15 protein-coding genes and 1 pseudogene are annotated in these 20424 nt (G+C 54.0%); 7 read left to right on the top strand and 9 right to left on the bottom strand.

What is annotated here, in order from left to right; genetic code table 11:
• Positions 1–151 precede the first annotated feature (151 nt).
• On the bottom strand, positions 152–1594 hold the full coding sequence (mgtE, locus tag EPIR_RS12490) for a magnesium transporter (RefSeq protein WP_023655785.1): 1443 nt from the start codon (positions 1592–1594) through the stop codon (positions 152–154).
• 112 nt (positions 1595–1706) lie between these two features.
• On the bottom strand, positions 1707–1889 hold the full coding sequence (locus tag EPIR_RS12485) for a YfgG family protein (RefSeq protein WP_048697535.1): 183 nt from the start codon (positions 1887–1889) through the stop codon (positions 1707–1709).
• A gap of 315 nt (positions 1890–2204) precedes the next feature.
• On the opposite strand from EPIR_RS12485, the gene EPIR_RS12480 reads away from it, so the two are divergent.
• Complete coding sequence (locus EPIR_RS12480) at positions 2205–4454, top strand: sensor domain-containing phosphodiesterase (protein ID WP_023655783.1); 2250 nt, start codon at positions 2205–2207, stop codon at positions 4452–4454.
• Here the strand turns inward: EPIR_RS12480 and tehB are convergent.
• The 3 genes from tehB to ppk1 all read right to left on the bottom strand — a co-directional run bounded on the left by tehB (position 4444) and on the right by ppk1 (position 8760).
• Complete coding sequence (tehB, locus tag EPIR_RS12475) at positions 4444–5049, bottom strand: tellurite resistance methyltransferase TehB (RefSeq protein WP_023655782.1); 606 nt, start codon at positions 5047–5049, stop codon at positions 4444–4446. The two genes, EPIR_RS12480 and tehB, sit on opposite strands and share 11 nt — an antisense overlap.
• A gap of 118 nt (positions 5050–5167) precedes the next feature.
• Positions 5168–6694 carry an exopolyphosphatase gene (gene ppx, locus EPIR_RS12470; protein WP_023655781.1) on the bottom strand — a complete coding sequence of 509 codons (1527 nt, stop codon included), beginning with the start codon at positions 6692–6694 and terminating at the stop codon, positions 5168–5170.
• Between the two features lie 5 nt (positions 6695–6699).
• Positions 6700–8760, bottom strand: coding sequence for a polyphosphate kinase 1 (gene ppk1, locus EPIR_RS12465; RefSeq protein WP_023655780.1), 2061 nt, complete (start codon positions 8758–8760; stop codon positions 6700–6702).
• A 143-nt stretch (positions 8761–8903) separates the two neighbouring features.
• Here ppk1 and EPIR_RS12460 point away from each other — a divergent pair, with 143 nt between their 5' ends.
• The 3 genes from EPIR_RS12460 to pstB are packed head-to-tail and all read left to right on the top strand — an operon-like array spanning position 8904 to position 13497.
• Complete coding sequence (locus tag EPIR_RS12460) at positions 8904–11057, top strand: ABC transporter permease subunit (protein ID WP_023655779.1); 2154 nt, start codon at positions 8904–8906, stop codon at positions 11055–11057.
• Positions 11057–12706: a phosphate ABC transporter permease PstA gene (pstA, locus tag EPIR_RS12455; protein ID WP_023655778.1), complete on the top strand. Its 1650-nt coding sequence runs from the start codon at positions 11057–11059 to the stop codon at positions 12704–12706. Before EPIR_RS12460 ends, pstA begins: the two co-directional genes overlap by 1 nt.
• Positions 12707–12720: 14 nt before the next feature.
• Complete coding sequence (gene pstB / locus EPIR_RS12450; protein ID WP_023655777.1) at positions 12721–13497, top strand: phosphate ABC transporter ATP-binding protein PstB; 777 nt, start codon at positions 12721–12723, stop codon at positions 13495–13497.
• A 49-nt stretch (positions 13498–13546) separates the two neighbouring features.
• Here the strand turns inward: pstB and purN are convergent.
• Both purN and purM read right to left on the bottom strand, forming a co-directional pair.
• Positions 13547–14193: pseudogene (gene purN / locus EPIR_RS12445) on the bottom strand (phosphoribosylglycinamide formyltransferase).
• Entirely contained in the window at positions 14190–15230 is a 1041-nt protein-coding gene (purM, locus tag EPIR_RS12440) for a phosphoribosylformylglycinamidine cyclo-ligase (protein WP_048697581.1), read from the bottom strand. Before purM ends, purN begins: the two are co-directional and overlap by 4 nt.
• A gap of 245 nt (positions 15231–15475) precedes the next feature.
• Between purM and upp the strand changes: the two genes are divergently transcribed.
• From upp to hda, 3 genes are all read left to right on the top strand, one after another.
• Positions 15476–16102, top strand: coding sequence for a uracil phosphoribosyltransferase (gene upp, locus EPIR_RS12435; protein WP_023655773.1), 627 nt, complete (start codon positions 15476–15478; stop codon positions 16100–16102).
• A 179-nt stretch (positions 16103–16281) separates the two neighbouring features.
• Positions 16282–17571 (top strand): uracil permease, encoded by a 1290-nt coding sequence (gene uraA / locus EPIR_RS12430; RefSeq protein WP_023655772.1) that lies wholly within the window; start codon positions 16282–16284, stop codon positions 17569–17571.
• A 153-nt stretch (positions 17572–17724) separates the two neighbouring features.
• The gene (gene hda, locus EPIR_RS12425) at positions 17725–18426 is read left to right on the top strand and encodes a DnaA inactivator Hda (RefSeq protein ID WP_240987364.1); all 702 of its coding nucleotides are present in this window, start codon (positions 17725–17727) and stop codon (positions 18424–18426) included.
• Here hda and arsC read toward each other — a convergent pair.
• Both arsC and bepA read right to left on the bottom strand, forming a co-directional pair.
• The gene (gene arsC / locus EPIR_RS12420; protein ID WP_023655769.1) at positions 18423–18776 is read right to left on the bottom strand and encodes an arsenate reductase (glutaredoxin); all 354 of its coding nucleotides are present in this window, start codon (positions 18774–18776) and stop codon (positions 18423–18425) included. The two genes, hda and arsC, sit on opposite strands and share 4 nt — an antisense overlap.
• Before the next feature lie 14 nt (positions 18777–18790).
• Positions 18791–20254: a beta-barrel assembly-enhancing protease gene (bepA, locus tag EPIR_RS12415; RefSeq protein WP_023655768.1), complete on the bottom strand. Its 1464-nt coding sequence runs from the start codon at positions 20252–20254 to the stop codon at positions 18791–18793.
• Positions 20255–20424: the final 170 nt, after the last annotated feature.

Raw genomic sequence — 20424 nt, 5'->3', positions numbered from 1 at the left:
GCCGCCGGGAGTCAATCCGGCAACAGAAAAGTGGGGGCAACAGCGATCTTGGCGATCGGGGGGCAGTCTAGAGGAGTAGGGGGCAAATGATCTGAGTCCGCTATCACAATAATCACCATCGGTGATTAATTTATAGGCGAAAAAGTGACCTTTACGCCTGGTGAAGCAGGAAAATTGTCGCCAGTCCGAGGAAGATAAAGAAGCCGCCGGTATCGGTCAGAGCGGTAATCAGCACGCTAGAGCCTACTGCCGGGTCGCGTTTCATTTTTATCATCAGTAGCGGGATCAATACGCCCATCAGGGCCGCCAGCAGCAGATTAAGCAGCATCGCCAGCATCATGACGCCGCCCAGTGCCGGGTTACCATACATCGCCCAGGTAATGCCCCCCATTACACCTCCCCAGAACAGACCGTTGATCAGGGCGACGCCCAGCTCGCGCCTGATTAAAAAGGAGAAGTTAGCCGGTTCTACCTGATGAAGTGCCATTGCCCGCACGATCATCGTGATCGTCTGGTTGCCGGTATTACCACCAATTCCGGCGACAATCGGCATTAGCGTGGCCAGCGCAACCAGCTGCGAAATGGTATTTTCAAACAGGCCAATCACTCGCGAAGCGATGAAGGCGGTACAGAGATTAATTGCCAGCCAGGCCCAGCGGTTACGCACCGACTTTCTGATTGGCGCAAAAACATCCTCTTCGGGGTTCACCCCGCCCATTTTTCGAATATTGCTGTCGTTCTCTTCGCGCACCAGATCGACCACATCATCAATGGTGACACGCCCCATCAGTTTGCCTTTGGCATCGATGACGGCAGCAGAAATCAGGTTATAACGCTCAAATGCACCGGCAGCATCTTCAGCCTTATCATCGATAAGAAAGCTGGTTGGCCTGTTGTTCATCACTTCGAACACCTGTTTATCCGGTGTGTTCAGCAAAATATCAGTCAGCGGCAGCTCGCCCAGCAGCATATTGTTCTTATCGGTGATAAACAGTTTATCGGTGCCGTCAGGAATGGTTTTTTTTCGGCGCAGGAAACGTTGTACGGTCTCCAACGTCACATCGGCACGCACTGTCACCAGTTTGAAATCCATTATGCGGCCGACGCGATCGCGATCGAAGTCCATGACCTCCAGCACGTGTGAACGTAGCGCTGGGTCAAGTGATGTCAGTAACCGGCCCGTTAAATCGCGCGACAGATATTTGGCCAGCCAGGCCTGTTCGTCGATATCAAGGGGCTTGATAGCACGTAACAGATCGCGGTCGCTCATCTCCTCTATCAGACTTTCCCAAACGTTTTCTGACGCTTCGAGCAGGACATGACCTCGGCGGTCGTTTCCTATCAGCCGCCAGAGCGCCTGGCGTTCGTCTTCGGGCAGCGCTTCCAGCAGGTCGGCAATATCGGCGGCGTGGAGCAGAGGTAATGTTTGCTTAATCTCCTCAACCTGCTGACGATGAATGTCCGCTTCCGCAGGCGTTTCACGCCGTGGGCGTTCAAGAAGGGTATCGACAAGATCTTTATCAGATAGCAGCAGATTGAGAATGCGGCTACGGACTTCAGCCAGTTGCTGGACATGAGAAGGGGCTAAAGGCATGCAATATCCTTTTGTCTGACGGAAACAAGGGTTATAGCTTAGCTGATTTCAGGCAGCAGCGTGTGGGCAAATGTCAGGAAAAACATCTGCTTCGCGAGCCATGCATCAATGATTACTTTTCGTTAACAGCGCTGGTGGATGTTGCTGGTGAGAGTTTTTTCTGTTGGTAATGCTGAATCGCACCCGGAACAACATAGATCAGCCTTCCCAGCAAAATAATAAAACTGACCAGTAAAATAACGCGGGTGAAATGGCTGGTCTTCTTACGTTTTTTTAATAGCATAGCGTTATTCACGCAGTGAATCCTGTAGTATACCCGTCAGGGCGATGGAATATTGAGTCACAGTTGATAACAAAGGTCAATGGCAAAGAGCACGCTTTTGGGCTAATTATTGATGGATCTGGCTATTTTTTAAGTCTTGCCGTTGATGTTTATTGATGAAAAATTTTTAAGTATTATTCACTGAATCATAGCCCTGAACGGATTAAAGTGACTCATATCATCTTCATCCGTTCAGGATGCCATAAACGCTTTTCATAAATATGCCATACAATTGTCGGCTATGATGTTGAAACTCTACGAATAAAAACAGTAAATAAAGATAAAACGATGAAAAAAACGAGAATGCTGGAAAAATTTACCACTCGCTGGTGGGGGTTACCGCTGCTGCTTGCGCTGGTGATGCTACCATTAGCTTCTGCATTGTCGGTGCGCCTTTGGATTTCAGATGGTTATGTCTACCTTATCTATCTGCCCGTAGCAATGATGATCGCCATGCTGATGGTGTTTGACTGGCGTTCTTTTCCCGGTATCGCTGTAGCTTTATGCTTCCACTATTTGGGGCGCTACACCGTGCCGCAGACGATAGTGCTTGTTGGGATGTTACTGACTTCGTTGGCGGTGGGCTGGTGGGGTTATCGAGCGCAAATCAAAACTCGCTGGAGCGTCACTCCCGGTGAGCTGAGTCAGGTAAGCATTCGTTTAATCTGGCTGGTATTGGTGATATCTACCCTGTATATGATTTTTACCCAGCTGGTGCTCCCGACCGGAATTCTCCCGCTTCATGGATCGGTCTTCGTTGACGATTCATTTTCTCTGCGTACGCTACTCAACTATCAGTCGTTACTACTGGCATCGCTGGGTACCGTACCTCTGTTCTATTTTTCTATACGTCTGCTGCGTAAACCGCGATTTATCTTCATTTTAAAAATGCGCTGCCAACGCCAGATTTCCGCAGGGGTGACGCGGCGAGAATGCCTGCTGTGGCTGGTCTTACTGGTGTCATTACTGATCATGCTGACGTTATTTAGAGCCAATCAGGATAATCTTCTGACAACCGAATACGGTCTGCCACTTTTGCTACCGCTGATGCTATGGTCTGCTCTGCGTTTTGGCTATCTTTTTACCTCGCTAAGTTGGGGCATACTGCTGGTTGTGCTTTATCAGCTGCGTGACCGTTTTATGGATCTGACGGCGATGAAACCCTACAATTTGCTGGTTATTTCAGCCTATCTGTTGGCTTTTACGCTGGTGGTTTTGCTGATGTCGGCTATCAGCACGCGTCAGCGTAAATTGCTGGCGCGCGCCAGAGAATTAGCGCTGACCGACCCGATTATCGGGCTACCCAATTTGCGCGCCCTGAACCAGGATCTGACGGTTGTCTCATGCTCTTCACTCTGCTTTCTACGCATTCCCGATCTCGATCGTTTAAGCCGCACTTACGGGCTGCGGCTGCGTATTCAGTACAAACGCAGTCTGGCTATTTATCTGCGGCCTAACCTGTTTACCGGTGAGACGATTTATCAGCTGCCTGGCTTTGACTTGGTCATACGCCTGAATAATGCCGTTCTTCCGTCACGTATTGAAGAGCTGGAGGCGCGCATAAAGAGTTATCACCTGAGCTGGGATGGCCTGCCGATCCATCCCGACATTGGCCTTAGTTACTGTACGGTCAATACGCCGGTGCTACACCTGTATGAGTTATTGGGGGAGATGAGCGCGTTAGCCGAAACCTCACTGCGCAGTGGCCACGCGGTCAATCTACAACAGACGACGAATGTCACGGTGCAGCGCCATATCACGGAAAAACTGGCGATGTTGCATGATATTCAGTCCGCCTTGCAGAACGGAAGTTTTCAACTGATGTCGCAAAAAATCTGCGGCGTCCGTGGCGATGATTACTATGAAATTTTGCTGCGTATGGTGAATGCGCAGGGTGAATATATCAAACCCGCCAGCTTCATGCCGGTCGTGCAGGAGTTTGGATTGACCTGGGAGGTCGATCGCATGGTACTGGAGCAGGCGCTGCTATTTGTCAGTCGTCATCGCGATCGGCTACCGGGCATTCGTTTTGCGGTCAATTTATTTGCCGCCACGCTGTGCCGACCGCAGCTGACGGAGGAAATTACCTCCTGTCTTAAAGCCCACGGTGTGGAGCCTTGGCAACTGATCATTGAAGTGAAAGAGTCGCCGATGCTGAGTGACAACAGCTGGGGTAACCGCTCATTGGCCCAGTTACGTACACTGGGTTGTCGGGTGGCGATTGACGACTTTGGCACAGGCTATGCCAGCTATTCACGCCTGAAGCGGGTGCAGGTCGACATGCTGAAAATTGATGGTAGCTTTGTGCGCAATATGCTGAATAACAGTCTGGATTATCAAATAATTGTCTCTATTTGCGCGGTGGCACGACTGAAGCGGATGCAGATCGTAGCTGAGTTTGTCGAAACGGAAGAGGTCGCCGAGGAGCTGCGCAAGCTGGGTGTCGACTATCTGCAGGGAGAGAGAGTCGGTATGCCCATACCGCTGCAGGAGCTGGCCTCTGATAAAACAGAGGCCGATCGGGGTATCAGGCTTTGACGCTGGCTTTCTGTGCCAGTAGGGTGGCATAACGCAGTGAGATGCACTGACCATTTTCATCGATGCGATGCCACTGCCCGACATTCTCGTTGTATTTCACAATATGCCATTTGCGATAGTAGTGACTCAGTTCGCCGGACTGGAAAGTAAACGAAAAGCCCTCGTGACAAGGATAGTCGTGACTGTCCATGACTGACACAATCAGGTTATAGCCATCGCGTACCGTGCTGGCCTGCATATCGGCAATCAGCTGTGGAATGGTTGCCGGCTGTAGACACATCATGACTCCCGTCGACAGTACCAGGTCATAAGCCCCGTTAAAACGCAGCGCGTTGAGATCGTGCCGCGCGGTATGCACGCCGGACAAATTCTCGGTAGTCACAATGTGATTGAGCAGGGCGAGGTTGGTCGGGTTATTATCCCAGGCCGTGACGTCAAAGCCTTTACCGTTCAGCCAGAGTGCATGACGTCCGCTACCGCAGCCAATGTCGAGTGCTCGGGTTCCCTCAATACGCGGCAGCGCTTCTGCCAATTCTGAGTGCGGTGCGCCAAGCGAATATTTTGTGCAAAGGGGGTCATCAGCGAGTTCGGTCATGAGGTCAGTTTATGATATCCAGTCATTGTCTCACTGCGGCTGCGGAATGATCGACACATCAAGTCGAACCCCGCCGCCGCAACAGGCGGTATACACAGGTAGAATAACGCAGGCCGGTTTATGGCTCTTCGCGAATGGTGAGTTGCCAGCCGGTCACATCATTCCAGTAACTCTGTTCGCGCTCAACATCCAGCTGAACCAGATTGTTCTGGCTGAAGTAATCACGCGGAAAAGTCAGAGTCCAGTTACCCTCATCGGTATGCAATTGCAGATGGCCCGGCTTAGTGGTGGCCTGTCGCTGGTTGTTTAGCAACGCGGCCAGACGCAACAGAAATACCATCGGCAGGAACTGTTTGCGCTTAAACAGCGTCAGGCGCGGCATATCTTCCACTTTAACCGCTTTACGATGATAGCGTACCAGCGTGGCCAACAGCGTCTGCTGATCCTGGTTGAACCCCGGCATATTGGTGTTCTGTAGGATGTAGGCAGAGTGACGCTGCATACCGCTGTGATTAATGGTCAGTCCGACTTCATGCAGCATCGCCGCCCATTTTAGTAGGGCAAACAGCTGCGGATTTGCCTGCTTCTCATTCTGGTCGCGCCACTGATAGTAGAGCTGCTCGGTGGTTTCCAGCACGCGGCGTGCCTGGTCGTTGTCGATAGCATAATGATTCGCCAGGCTCTGCGCCGTGCGGCTACGGATATCCTGATGTCTGAAACGGCCTTCCATTTCGTAGAGTACACCTTCGCGCAGTGCGCCGTCGGACAGGCGCAGTTCACGGATGGCAAGGGCATCAAAAACGCCGCACAGGATCGCCAGACCTGGTACAAATACGCCTTTGCGCTCTTCCGATAACCCCGGCAGGCTAAGGGCATCAAAGGATTTATGCTTGATGACTTCGTCCTGCAATAATTGCAGGCGCTCCGGGGTGATCAGCTTATCTTTCTCTCCCATCGCCTGTAGCACTTCGCAGGCTGCTTTGATGGTGCCGGAGGCACCCAACGCAAACTGCCAGCCTTTCAGACGATATTGCCAGGCCAGCGTTTCCAGCTTTTGAACCGCTGCCAGCCGGGCGCGACGAAAGTTCTCTTTGCTGATGTTGCCGTCAGGAAAATAGAGATTGGCAAAACTGACACAGCCCATTCGTCGGCTTTCAACCAGTTTCGGTTCGAAATCTTCACCAATCACCAGCTCGGTGGATCCACCGCCAATATCGATAACCAGCTTGCGTCCTTTTTCTGGCTGGGTGTGTTCCACGCCCATAAAGATCAGTCGCGCTTCTTCATGGCCCGAAATCACTTCGATAGGATAGGGGATCACTTCTGCCGCGCGCTGGAGAAACTCTTCTGCATTCACCGCCTGGCGCAAGGTGTGAGTACCGACAATAGTCACATTGGTTGCGTTAAATCCCTGTAAGCGCTCGGCGAAGAGCGCCAGGCAGCCGAGGCCACGTTGAATCGCGTCTTCGCTGAGGACATTATCATTATCCAGCCCGTCCGCCAGATGGACACGCTGTTTAAGGCGTCCCAGTACCTGCATGGCGCCATCTACCACGCGGGCAATCACCATGTGAAAACTGTTTGAACCCAAGTCAATGGCCGCAAATTCCTGCGGCTTGGCGATATTTTTAGGGGTAATTGGCATAGTGATTAATCAGGTTGTTCAAGTGATTTAATGTATTCGTAGATCGCCAGCTGCGAACGAACCTTACGGCGATTACCGCGCGGAACATATCGATTGCTCAGCTCTTTATCAACGAAGCGGGCTTTCAGCGTATCGCTCATCAGGATGGTAATAATATCCATGATGCGCTGCTTCAGAATGGGATCAAGTATGGCAACGGCGACTTCGATCCGGTAATCAATGTTGCGCGTCATCCAGTCTGCTGAAGACAAGAAGACCTTCTTATCGCCGGCATTCTCAAAAATATAAACGCGATCGTGCTCCAGATAACGGTCAACGATGCTGATCACTCGGATATTATCACTGATCCCTTCAAGATTGGGTATCAGTGAGCACATGCCGCGCACCACCAGTTCCACTTTGACGCCGACGCTGGAAGCGGTGTACAGGCGATCGACCAGACCTTTATCCACCAAATTATTGATTTTGAGGGTTATCCCGGCAGGTATGCCCTGCTGCGCATTGGCTATTTCATTATCGATCAGCTGATAAAGCATCTGCCGCGAGTTCTGTGGCGATACCATAAGATGTTCAAAAGTCACCGGACGATACGGGTTTTCAATAAAGTTGAAGACTCGCCGCACTTCATTGGTGATGCGCGCGTCGGCGGTCATCAATGAATAATCGGTGTAAAGCCGTGCGGTCTTTTCATTAAAGTTACCGGTGCCAATATGCGCATAGCGGTTGATCTCCCCGTTTTCACGTCGTGAGATCAGGAACAGCTTGGCGTGAATTTTCAACCCCGGAGCCGAGAAGATAACGTGTACGCCAGCTTCCGTCAGGCGCTTCGCCCAGTGGATATTGGCTTCTTCATCGAACCGAGCCTGTAACTCCACCACCACGGTGACTTTTTTACCGTTGTAGGCGGCATGGATCATCGCGTCAATAATGCGGGAGTCTTTGGCAACGCGATAAATATTGATTTTGATTGCCAGTACCGCCGGGTCGAAAGAGGCCTGACGCAGCAGTTCAAGCACATGTTCAAAGGTGTGATAGGGATAGTAAAGCAGCACATCGCGGTTACGGATAGCATCAAATCCATTGCGAAAACGGTCGAACCAGATGTGACGCAGCTGCGGCAGCGGTTTGTTCACCAGATTGGCTTTGCCCACGTTGGGGAAGCTAATAAAGTCTTTAAAGTTATGATAACGTCCGCCGGGAACAATCGAGTCGTAATTGGATATATTCAGCTTGTTGCGCAGCAACTCCACCATCGCATCCGGCATATCGCGCTGGTAGACAAAGCGCACCGGTTCAGCCGTCAGGCGCTGTTTCAGGCTGGATGACATCAGTTCCAGCAGGCTGGACTCCATCTCTGTGACCAGGTCGTACTCCGCATCACGCGTCATTTTCATCGAATAGGCGTTGAGCGCGTCATAATCAAAAAAGCCGCGAAAAATATCACCCAGGCAGTAACGCAAAATATTATCCAGCAGGATCATCGGCTTTCTGCGGCGCGGCGTTTCAGGAGGCAGATTGACAAAACGCGGCACTTTATCCGACGGGATCTCCAGCAGCGCGTAGTTTATCTCTTCTCCGCGAATAATTTCCACCGCCAGATACGTGTAGTCGTCTTTGAGAAATTCAATTAAATCAGTGTCATGGTTGATCAGGATCGGAGTAATATGCTGGCGCAAATGATGTTTGAAGTAGTGGCGCAGCCAGCTTTGCTGATTCGGTGAGAGCTGGCGTTCATTGATCAGGAAGATTTGATTACGTGCCATCTCCAGCAGCAGATCGTTGTAGAGGCTGTCGAACTCCTGATCGGCTTTCAGTACCCGGGCCTGAATTTTTTTCAGCAGGTGGCGCGGTGTACCGGGGATGCCCTGTTCTTCACCGATAAGAATGCGGCGCTTCAGGTCAGCAAAGCGAACTTTATAAAACTCTTCTAAATTATTGGAATAAATGCCAAGAAAGCGCATACGTTCAATCAGCGGGTTACTCTTATCTGCCGCTTCTTGCAAAACGCGCTCATTAAAGGATAACCAACTCAACTCTTTTTCTATATACAACTTTTCCTGACCCATTTTTACTCCGTTCGCTGCTCCAGGATAAAGGTAGCCATTATCCTGAAACATTATGGCGACAGTATGGCAGCATTGTCCAACGCTCGGTGAATGTTGATTGTCTTATTAATCACAGACGGGCAACATAACGGTTTTGAACTAACATGGAAAGCCACCCAGAGATGACTGACCGCCCAATCCCCGTTCACGACAACACCGGGCGTCGCCGCACGATCGAAAGGCTGACGCGGCGCGTGGTAACCGCGTGCGGGATGGCCATTTTGCTGGTCATGATGCTGCTGCTCTTCTGGTTGATCTGGGTGGTAGTGCCGCTGTTTATCGCTCCGGGGTTTCAGGCAGAAAGGCCGATAGCGTTGGGGCAAAACGATGGGGCGGTAGCAATGGGGATGGATCGCCAACAGAAGTGGGGCTGGCGTATTGATAATCAGGGCAGAGGACGTTTTGTGCCGCTCAATGCTGAACCGCCAACCGCCGCTTTGACGCTGCTACCCGGCCGCATCAGAGCCAGCGCCAGCATGGATAATCACAGCGTGATGCTGTTGTCAGAACGCGGGACGATGGTGCTGGTGCAACCCGACTTTACCTCGGGCGCGCAACCGCGCTGGACACATCCTCTCGGCGATGCGCCACTCTCCAGTGGTGAAGATAACATCGGTCATTTCGCTCTCACGCAGAGCGCGGAGAACTGCTGGCAGGTCGCACTGGCAACGCCCGATCATGTCGCCTTGTGGCGGTTGCAGACGCAGCAGCCCGCCGTGACCTATCGGCTGAATATCAGCGGCGTTGAACGTCTGGTGCTCTCGCCAGACGGCAGTAAGCTGTTCACGCTGTCCGGCACGCAGCTACGGGTGTGGACGATCGGCAGCGGTGAACCCCGGCTGCGCGAGTCTCTGACGTTGACGGAAAAGCCGACGGACATGAAATTATTAAGCGGTGGTACGTCACTTTTGATTGCCGACCAACAGGGCATCGGCCAGTGGTTTGATATTGCCAGCGCCAAAGGGCCGCAGCTGCATTTTATTCGCCACTTCGTCGATGCGCAGTGGCAACCGCTAATGATGACGGAACCTTATCGTCGCGTCTTTGCCACCTTGAGTCCGCAGGGCGAACTCAAGCTGTTTGCCAGTAAGCAGCAGGGGGCTATCTTGAGTCGTCAACTGATACCCGGCGTACAGATGGCGCGATTTGCTCCTGAAGGCGACGGGCTGCTGGTGGAACGCGCTGGCTCCTGGCAACATTATCGCCTGACCAATCCGTGGCCAGATGTCAGCTGGCGCAGCCTGTGGCACAAAGTCTGGTATGAAAACTACCCTGAGCCCGATTATGTCTGGCAGTCGACCTCAGCCAATGACAATTATCAGGGTAAATATAGCCTGGTGCCGATGGTGGTGGGGACATTAAAAGCGGCGGGTCTGGCCATGTTATTTGCCACTCCACTGGCGCTCGCCGCCGCAATCTATACGGCCTGGTTTATGACGCCGGGCCTCAGACGCTGGGTGAAACCCTCTATTGAAATGATGGGAGCGCTGCCGGGCGTGGTCATTGGGCTTGTCGCCGCGCTGTGGCTAGCTCCGAGGATAGCCGACCGACTGTCCGGCGTTCTGCTATTGCCGCTGATTCTGGCGGCAATACTGCTGTTATGCAGTTGGGTGGTGCAAAAATTACCGCCAAAGTGGCAAAAGCGCTGGCGCACAGAGGGAAATGAAGTGCTGCTGCTGATGCCGTTGTTACTGTTAAGTGCTCTGTTTTCTTTGTGGGCGATCCCGTTGCTGGAGCAGGCACTTTGGGGGCAGGGGCTGGCGGAACGTTTGAGTGCCGATTATCAACAGCGCAATCTGCTGGTGGCCGGGGTAGCGATGGGTATTGCCCTGGTTCCGCTCATTTTTACCCTATCTGAAGATGCTATTTTCAGCGTGCCCGCCTCACTGGGGCAAGGCTCAATGGCACTGGGTGCAACCCCCTGGCAGACGCTGATGCGGGTGGTTCTACCGGCCGCCTCATCCGGTATTTTCGCGGCACTGATGATCGGCTTTGGTCGGGCGATAGGAGAAACGATGATCGTGCTGATGGCTACCGGAAATACCCCGCAGACCGACGGTGGGCTATTTGCAGGCTTACGCTCACTGGCTGCCAATATTGCGGTGGAAATGCCGGAGGCGGCGGCAGGAAGTGCTCACTATCGCATGCTGTTCTTATCTGCGCTGGTGCTGCTGGTGTTCACACTGGTGGTCAATACCCTCGCTGAACTGGTACGTCAGCGCCTGCGGCAGCGTTACAAACAGTTGGAGATACAGTGATGAACGGTGCCGCTGCGGGTAATAACCGCTGGCGCTGGCTAACCGCCGGGGCGGTGTCGGTCAGCCTGTTGGCTTTTCTGCTGCTTATTGTGCTGCTCGCCTGGCAGGGACTACGCTATTTCTGGCCGCAGCCGCTGGTGCTTTTCACTCTGCACGCTCCGGCTGGACAGGTGCAGATGTTAGGTGAGGTTGCTTCACAGCAGCAGGTATCGCGCCAGCAACTGCGGGACAGCGGGCAGTCACTAGCGGAAAATCTGCCGGAAAGCGTCACGCGCTATCTGATTAAAACCGGTAACCGCGATGTCGATAGCGCGGATTTTCGCCCGCTGCTTGCCAGCGAAATCCTGCGCCAGGAAACGCCCGTGCAGGCCATCGTGTTGCAGCGGCGCTCTGGTGGCAATGCGTACGGATGGTTTGAAGGGCTGATGGAAGACCAGCATCCGCTGACTGCACAAAACCTTTTCCAGACCTTGCAGCAACGTTTACGACAGACTCACGAGATCCTGGATGAAGCGGAAAGAGTGCGGCGGGTGAATCTGGCGCGACTCAATGCGCAGATGAAAGATCTTGAACAGAAAAGTCAACAGCAGCATGATCATCAGCGTTATACGCCGGAAGCCCAGTCTGCATATGAATCCGGTCGCGCCGAGCTACGGCGTCAGTTCACCCGCCAGTCATCTGTTCTGGCGACGTTGAATCAGGAAAGTCTCAATACCGTTTTGATCCTGCGCGATGCCAGCGGAGTCAGGCACTCAATACCGCTGGCGCAGATCGTCGCCGCCTGGCAGCCGAATGCCATGACCACCGGGATGAAATGGCGGCACTTTGGTCACCAGCTGTGGCGCTTTGTCAGTGACTCCGGGGATGGTAACCTCAGTGACGGCGGTGTATTCCCGGCGATTTTCGGCACCATTCTGATGGTACTGCTGATGTCCGTGGTGGTGATGCCGTTAGGCGTGGTGGCGGCAATCTGGCTGCACGAATATGCCGGAAGCAATGGGTTGACCCGGTTGGTTCGCATCGCGGTGGTCAATCTCGCGGGCGTTCCCTCCATCGTGTATGGCGTATTTGGTCTCGGTTTCTTTGTCTGGCTAATGGGCGGCAGCATTGACCGTCTTTTTTTCGCCGCCAAGCTGCCTAATCCCACCTTTGGTACGCCGGGCCTGCTCTGGGCCTCATTGACGTTGGCACTGCTCACCTTGCCGGTAGTGATCGTTGCCACTGAAGAAGGGCTGTCGCGTATTCCTCCCTCGCTACGCCAGGGATCGCTGGCATTGGGGGCCACTTCGGCGGAAACGCTGTGGCATATTACCTTGCCGCTGGCTGCGCCCGCCATGTTAACCGGGCTGATCCTGGCGGTGGCGCGCGCCGCCGGAGAAACGGCACCGCTGATGCTGGTGGGCGTGGTCAAAAAAGTGCCGGAACTGCCGATCGATGCGCTGTTCCCATACTTACATCTGGATCGTAAGTTTATGCACCTCGGGTTTCAGATCTACGATCTGGCGTTCCAGAGCCCCAATGCCGAAGCCGATCGTCCACTGGTTTTTGCCACCGCACTGCTACTGGTATTACTGATATTGGCTTTAAATCTGATGGCAATGATATTGCGCCATCGTCTGCGCGAGCGCTACCGTGCGCTGATGCCTTAACCTGGGGATCTTTAATGGCAATCACGATTGATGATGCGGATACCGCGCTGGAACTGGATAATCTGAATTTATGGTATGGCGGGAAACAGGCACTCAATGAGATCAGCCTGCGGGTGCCTGCCAAGCGTATCACCGCGCTAATCGGCCCTTCTGGCTGCGGCAAGTCGACTCTGCTACGCTGTTTTAACCGCATGAACGATGCCATCGAAAGCTGCCGTATTACCGGGAATATCCGTCTGCAACAACACCCAATTCTGGCTGCGGGGCAGGATCTTTGTGCGCTGCGCCGCCGGGTTGGGATGGTGTTTCAGCGGCCAAATCCCTTCGCTAAATCCATTTATGACAATGTGGCGTACGGCCTGCGTTTACAGGGCGTACGCGACAGGCGGGTACTGGATGAAGCGGTAGAGCGGGCGCTGCGTGCGGCGGCGCTGTGGGCGGAGGTGAAAGATAACCTGTGGCAGAATGCCCTGACGCTTTCCAGCGGGCAGCAGCAGCGGCTGGTTATTGCCCGTGCGATTGCCATAGAGCCAGAGATTTTGCTGTTGGACGAACCGACTTCGGCCCTTGACCCGATTTCAACGCTGGTGATTGAAGAACTGATGACCACGCTGAAACAGCATTTCACCCTGATTTTGGTGACGCACAATATGCAGCAGGCGGCGCGCGTATCTGACTATACCGCGTTTATGCATCAGGGGAGCGTGGTGGAGTTTGGTTTGACCGATACGCTGTTTACCGCGCCGCGTCAGCGGCGTACGGAAGATTATATTACCGGAAGGTATGGCTGAGGCGGGCCGAAATCGAGTTTAATCCAGCCCGTAACATCGGTTTTGCTGCTTACTCAAAGGCATGTCCTGCTGCGGGCAGCCGACGATCGTCTAGCCAGGCTGCACCATCACGCATAGCCAGGCGACCATCAACAAACCAGCTCACCACCAGCGGGTAAATAGCATATTCCTGGTGCTGTACCCGTGCGATGACGTCTTCTTCGCTATCATCACTGAATACCGGCACTTTTGCCTGCAAAATCACCGGGCCGCCGTCGAGCTGCTCGGTGACAAAATGCACTGAGGTGCCGTGCTCTTCATCGCCATTTTCAATGGCCTGGCGATGAGTATGCAGCCCCGGATATTTCGGCAGCAGGGAAGGGTGAATATTCAGCATGCGTCCGACGTAGTGTTCAACAAACTCTGCGCTGAGAATGCGCATATAGCCTGCCAGCACCACCAGATCGGGCGCATAAGCGTCAATTTCCCGCATGAGCTGACGATCGAAAGCACAACGGTCGGCGAAATGGGCCGCTTCCACCACATGGGCGGCAACATCAGCGGCGCGCGCACGCTCCAGTGCAAAAGCCCCGGGTTTATTGCTGAAGACGGCAGCTACGCTGCCGTCGATCCGTCCTTGCTGGCAGGCTGGCAGGCGTCGAGAATGGCCTGCAAATTGCTTCCGTTACCAGAAACCAGCACGACTATGCGTTTCATGCGTTGATGACCACACGCTCTTCAGAGTCAGAGGCTTTGATTACGCCAATTTTCCAGGCTTTCTCACCCGCATCGTTCATCAGCCGTATTGCTTTGTCCGCGTCCGCCGCGCTCAGGGCAATCACCATGCCAACGCCACAGTTAAAGGTGCGGTACATTTCAAAGCGGCTGACGTTTCCGGCCTGCTGCATCCAACCGAAGACGGCTGGCCACTCCCAGCTTGACTCTTCCAGCACGGCCTGGGTGTTGTCGGGCAGTACGCGAGGGATATTTTCCCAGAAGCCGCCGCCGGTCAGGTGCGCAATAGCGTGCACATCGACCTGTTCGATCAGGCTGAGGATATTTTTCACGTAGATGCGCGTCGGGGCCAGCAGATGGTCCGCCAGCGGCTTACCTTCCAGTTGGGTGACTTCCGGATCAGTGTTGCTGAATGCCAGAATTTTGCGCACCAGCGAGTAGCCGTTAGAGTGGGGGCCGCTTGAACCAAGGGCGATCAGTACGTCGCCTTCAGCCACTTTGCTGCCGTCGATGATCTCGGATTTCTCCACCACGCCAACGCAGAAGCCGGCGACATCATAATCTTCGCCGTGGTACATGCCCGGCATTTCAGCAGTTTCGCCGCCAACCAGCGCACAGCCGGACTGCGAACAGCCTTCTGCGATGCCGGTGATCACACTGGCAGCCGTATCGACGTCGAGCTTGCCGGTAGCATAATAGTCGAGGAAAAACAGTGGCTCTGCGCCTGATACCACCAGGTCGTTCACGCACATGGCGACCAGGTCGATGCCAATGGCATCATGGCGTTTCAGATCCATCGCCAGACGCAGCTTGGTGCCAACGCCGTCAGTGCCGGAAACCAGAATCGGCTCACGATATTTTTGTGGCAGGGCACAAAGGGCACCGAAACCGCCCAGGCCACCCATCACTTCCGGGCGACGAGTCTTTTTCACTACGCCTTTGATACGGTCGACTAAAGCATTACCCGCATCGATATCTACGCCGGCGTCTTTATAGCTGAGAGAGGTTTTGTCGGTCACTGCGAAATCCCCACGCGGTTTGCGATTGGTGTGGTGGTAAAAATAGAGCGCGGCAATTCTACCAGTGCAGGCAAACGTTTGCGAGTCCCATCTTTTCCCCTGTTGCATATCCCCGAATCCCAGGCGATGCTTATAAAGGCTGGACGGCAGAGAGAAACATTTGCACGAAGTCATAGGGCAGCAGAGGAAATGGCGCTATAATCCCGCGATTTTTTTTTGCAGCTTAACACTCCGGGAGAACAACAATGAAGATCGTGGAAGTTAAACACCCGCTGGTCAAACATAAACTGGGCCTGATGCGAGAGCATGACGTAAGCACCAAACGTTTCCGTGAACTTGCGTCAGAAGTGGGAAGCCTGCTGACTTATGAAGCCACCGCCGACCTGGAAACCGAGAAGGTCACCATTGAAGGCTGGAATGGCCCAGTCACCATCGATCAGATCAAAGGTAAGAAAATTACCGTCGTACCAATCCTGCGTGCCGGTCTGGGCATGATGGAAGGCGTGCTGGAGCATGTACCAAGCGCTCGTATCAGCGTGGTTGGCGTCTACCGTGACGAAGAAACTCTTGAGGCCGTTCCCTATTTCCAGAAGCTGGTATCCAATATTGAAGAGCGTATGGCGCTGGTCGTCGATCCGATGCTGGCTACCGGTGGCTCGATGATCGCCACCATTGATCTGCTGAAAAAAGCGGGTTGCAGCAGTATTAAAGTGCTGGTGCTGGTCGCCGCGCCCGAAGGCATTGCCGCACTGGAAAAAGTGCACCCGGACGTCGAGCTTTACACGGCTTCTATTGATCAGGGGCTGAATGAGAAGGGTTATATCATCCCTGGCCTCGGCGATGCGGGTGATAAGATTTTCGGAACCAAATAAATGTTGCTACAGCCCATCTCAACGGCATATTTACGCCCCGTTTCCTGCGCGCTGGCCGTAACGGCTGGCCCTCACGCTTTGGCGTGCTGCAGCGATGGTGCTGTAACATAAGATCTGATTTGACAAGCCGACCGCAGAGTCGGCTTTTTTATGGCTCACACTTAAAGGGTAATGACCGTATGACACGTCGTGCAATTGGTGTAGATGAGCGGCCACCGCTGCTGCAAACCATTCCACTCAGCTTCCAGCATCTGTTCGCCATGTTTGGTGCTACCGTGCTGGTGCCGATCCTGTTCCATATCAATCCGGCTACCGTACTGCTGTTTAACGGCATCGGTACGCTGCTTTATCTGTTTATCTGCAAAGGCAAAATTCCGGCGTATCTGGGATCGAGTTTTGCCTTTATCTCCCCGGTGCTGCTGCTGTTGCCTTTGGGTTACGAAGTGGCGCTGGGCGGTTTTATCCTCTGCGGCGTGTTGTTTTGCCTGGTAGCGCTGATTGTTAAAAAAGCCGGCACCGGCTGGCTGAACGTGATGTTTCCCCCGGCGGCGATGGGCGCGATTGTGGCGGTTATTGGTCTGGAATTGGCGGGCGTGGCGGCGAATATGGCCGGCTTATTACCGGCTGACGGCGCAGCTCCTGACAATAAAGCCATGATTATTTCTATGGTCACGCTGGGCGTAACGGTCTTTGGCTCGGTGATGTTCCGTGGCTTCCTGGCGATTATCCCGATTCTGATTGGCGTGCTGGCAGGCTACGCCCTTTCCTGGGGTATGGGGATGGTAGACTGGACGCCGGTACGCGAAGCGCACTGGTTTGCTTTGCCTACCTTCTATACGCCGCGTTTTGAGTGGGCTGCCATTTTCACCATTCTGCCTGCTGCGCTGGTGGTGATCGCCGAACATGTCGGCCATCTGGTGGTGACGGCAAATATTGTGAAAAAGGATCTGCTGAAAGATCCGGGCCTGCACCGATCCATGTTTGCCAACGGGATTTCCACCGTATTCTCCGGCCTCTTTGGCTCGACGCCAAATACCACCTACGGTGAGAACATCGGCGTCATGGCGATCACCCGCGTTTACAGTACTTGGGTGATTGGCGGCGCGGCGATTCTGGCGATCCTGCTCTCCTGCATTGGTAAACTGGCTGCGGCGATCCAGGCGGTGCCAGTACCGGTTATGGGGGGAGTATCGCTGTTGCTCTATGGGGTCATTGCCGCTTCCGGTATTCGCGTATTGATTGAATCGAAAGTGGATTACAACAAGGCGCAGAACCTGATCCTGACATCGGTTGTCCTTATTATCGGCGTCAGCGGGGCAAAAGTGCATATCGGGGCCGCCGAGCTCAAAGGGATGGCGCTGGCGACGATCGTCGGCGTTGCACTCAGCCTCATCTTCAAGGCGTTCAGCCTGCTGCGCAAAGAAGAAGAGGTTATCGACGTACCGGATAAGCGTCACGACGCGCAGTAAACCTGCTGGGGCAGCGCCCGCTGCCCCTCTTCTACGCAGCAACGTGCTGGCTCGCCACCCCTTACTTTGGCATCCTGGTATAGCGTTTCATGATCCAGCCAGAATTGTGATAGAATTTTTGCGTTTTCTGCCTGCTCAAACCCTGAGGTGATTCTGAACACGCCGGCACAGCTTTCACTGCCACTTTACCTGCCCGATGACGAAACCTTTGCCAGCTTCTGGCCGGGGGAGAATATGTCGCTGTTGGCCGCGCTACAGAGCGCATTGCACCAGCAACATGGCAGCTACTTCTACTTCTGGTGCCGCGACGGCGGAGGGCGCAGTCATCTTCTGCATGCCGCCTGCGCGGAATTGTCGGCGCAAGGCGATGCGGTCGGCTACGTTCCGCTGGATAAACGCACCTGGTTTGTGCCTGAAGTGCTCGACGGAATGGAGCAGCTGTCCTTAGTCTGCATCGACAATATTGAATGTATTGCAGGCGATGAACGATGGGAAATGGCGATCTTCGATCTCTATAATCGCATTTTGGAAACCGGAAAAACGCGGCTGCTGATCACCGGGGATCGTCCCCCGCGCCAGCTCAATCTGAAGCTGGCGGACTTGGCTTCGCGCCTCGACTGGGGTCAGATCTATAAGCTACAGCCTCTTTCCGATGAAGATAAGCTACAGGCGCTACAGCTGCGCGCCCGACTGCGCGGTTTCGAACTGCCCGAAGACGTCGGCCGCTTTCTGCTGAAACGTCTCGATCGTGAAATGCGAACGCTATTTGTGACGCTGGATAGGCTGGATCACGCCTCTATCAGCGCCCAGCGCAAGCTGACCATCCCTTTTGTTAAAGAGGCGCTGGCGCTCTAAAGGATCTCCAGTACCTTCTGTGGCGGCCTGCCGATCCGCGCCTGGCCGTTTGCCACCACGATGGGGCGTTCGATAAGTTTCGGCTGTGAAGCCATTGCCCGCATTAATTGCTGTTCTCCAACCTGCACATCTTGCAAACCCAGGGCCAAATATTCCTCCTCTTTTATGCGCATCAGCTGGCGCGCGCTGCTCATTCCCAGCTGCTGCAACAGCGTTGTGAGCGTGGCGATATCCGGCGGTGTTTCAAGATAGAGAATAACCTGTGGTTCAATGCCCTGTGCTCTTAGCAGTCCCAGCGTTTCGCGGCTCTTCGAGCAGCGCGGATTGTGATAGATTTGTACGTCGCTCAAGCTGTTCTCCCTGATTATTTCTGGTACTGACGAAAACGCTGCTGTAGCTGTCGCAGCTGATCGATACGTGCATCGTAGCGTGCCTGTTTCAGACTTCCCAGTGCGACCTGCGCGCTGGCGCTGCTCAGGCTGCGGATCGCCTGGTCGAGCTGACCGGCTAACGCCAGGCTTTCGGCCCGGGCGGCCTGCTCTTCATCACTCAACCCTAGCTGAGAAGATGCCAGTGCCAGCAAATCCCAGCCGTTGGCATCGTCTTTGTTGGCCCAGGTATAGCGATACAAAATCTTGCTGGCATTGGCAGGCTGTTTCGCTTCTATATACGCATTAGCCAGGTTGAGCTGGATGACCGGGCTGTTGCTGATGCTACCCTTTACCGCCAGCAGGCGGTTTATCGCCTGCTGCGGCTGCTTCAGCCCGATATCAATGTCGGTCATGATATCCAGATACCAAACGTTGTCAGGCTGTTTTGCCAGCAGCGGGGCGATGATGTTATGGGCGTCAGAAAACTTGTTGTCACCCAGCAGTAATACCGCTTTGCCATAGTGTGCGGCGGCCTGTTCGCGAGTGTTGCCGCGTGAAAGAAGCGTGAGCAGATCGTCATTTAGCTGGTTCTGCCCGGTGGAGAACATGCCCAGCGCTCTGACTTTCGCCATGTAGTAATCCGGGGAGGATTGGACAACCACGGGTTTCATCTGATTTGCGCGGTTACGCGTATCGGCCAGGCGGCTGTCGGGAAGAGGGTGCGTCAGTAAAATCTCCGGCGGTTTAGAAGCATAGCGCGATGCGTCGGCCAGCTTTTGCAGAAAGTCCGGCATGGCTTGCGGGTTGAAACCGGCACGTTGCAGCACCTGAATTCCGATGCGATCTGCCTCCTGTTCATTTTGCTGGGTAAAGCTTATCACCCCTTGTTGAGAGCCGGCGAGCGTGCCGCTCAGCGCCGCCATCCCTGCCTGCGGGCTGGCCATTGCCAGTAATATCGATCCTAGCGCTCCCACCCAGGTGAGGGGGGCATTGCGCTGTTGCTGTTCCATTGCTCGTGCCAGATGACGCTGGGTAACGTGCGAGATTTCATGGGCCATAACCGACGCCAGCTGGCTCTCATTATCGCTGTAGCGAAACAGCGCAGAGTGCAGAACCACGTTGCCGCCAAAAAAAGCAAACGCATTAATTTCATCATTGCGTATCAGATAGAAATGGAAGGGCGTTTTGACTGACCAGGCGTGTGCCACCAGGCGTTGGCCCAGCTGGTTAATATATTGATCGAGTAACGGGTCGGTGATGATTGGGGCGCTGGCTCTTAGCTGGCGGACATAAAAATCGCCCATTGCCAGCTCCTGATTAATCGATAGCGTACCTGCCGCCGTGGTGCCAATATCCGGCAGATTATCGCTGACGTCGGCATGAGCCGCAAGCGTGTTCACGGCTACGACCGAGGTGAGCAGCGAGATCAGCAGGCTTTTCTTCAATCGAATCGACATACGGGACCCTAACAAGGAAATGCTGTTTTAACCGTTAAAGCGGCGTAAAATGTCTGTATGCCTTTTTCCACGGCACCAACCTTATATATTAACCAGTGCATGCACTGAAAGAAACGGCTAAAACATGCGAATCGGTAGGGTGAATACAATGAGAACAGCGGTTTTTTGCG

Source organism: Erwinia piriflorinigrans CFBP 5888 (assembly GCF_001050515.1).
Lineage (GTDB): Bacteria > Pseudomonadota > Gammaproteobacteria > Enterobacterales > Enterobacteriaceae > Erwinia > Erwinia piriflorinigrans.
Note: the sequence above shows the minus strand (reverse complement) of the source record. Positions and strands in the feature narration are given on the sequence as shown.

Coding starts and splice junctions, on each gene's coding strand:
- pstB (WP_023655777.1), top strand. CDS start 12,721: ATGGCAATCACGATTGATGATGCGGATACCGCGCTGGAACTGGATAAT.
- ppk1 (WP_023655780.1), bottom strand. CDS start 8,760: ATGGGTCAGGAAAAGTTGTATATAGAAAAAGAGTTGAGTTGGTTATCC.
- ppx (WP_023655781.1), bottom strand. CDS start 6,694: ATGCCAATTACCCCTAAAAATATCGCCAAGCCGCAGGAATTTGCGGCC.
- uraA (WP_023655772.1), top strand. CDS start 16,282: ATGACACGTCGTGCAATTGGTGTAGATGAGCGGCCACCGCTGCTGCAA.
- pstA (WP_023655778.1), top strand. CDS start 11,057: ATGAACGGTGCCGCTGCGGGTAATAACCGCTGGCGCTGGCTAACCGCC.
- EPIR_RS12460 (WP_023655779.1), top strand. CDS start 8,904: ATGGAAAGCCACCCAGAGATGACTGACCGCCCAATCCCCGTTCACGAC.
- mgtE (WP_023655785.1), bottom strand. CDS start 1,594: ATGCCTTTAGCCCCTTCTCATGTCCAGCAACTGGCTGAAGTCCGTAGC.
- upp (WP_023655773.1), top strand. CDS start 15,476: ATGAAGATCGTGGAAGTTAAACACCCGCTGGTCAAACATAAACTGGGC.
- EPIR_RS12480 (WP_023655783.1), top strand. CDS start 2,205: ATGAAAAAAACGAGAATGCTGGAAAAATTTACCACTCGCTGGTGGGGG.
- bepA (WP_023655768.1), bottom strand. CDS start 20,254: ATGTCGATTCGATTGAAGAAAAGCCTGCTGATCTCGCTGCTCACCTCG.
- tehB (WP_023655782.1), bottom strand. CDS start 5,049: ATGACCGAACTCGCTGATGACCCCCTTTGCACAAAATATTCGCTTGGC.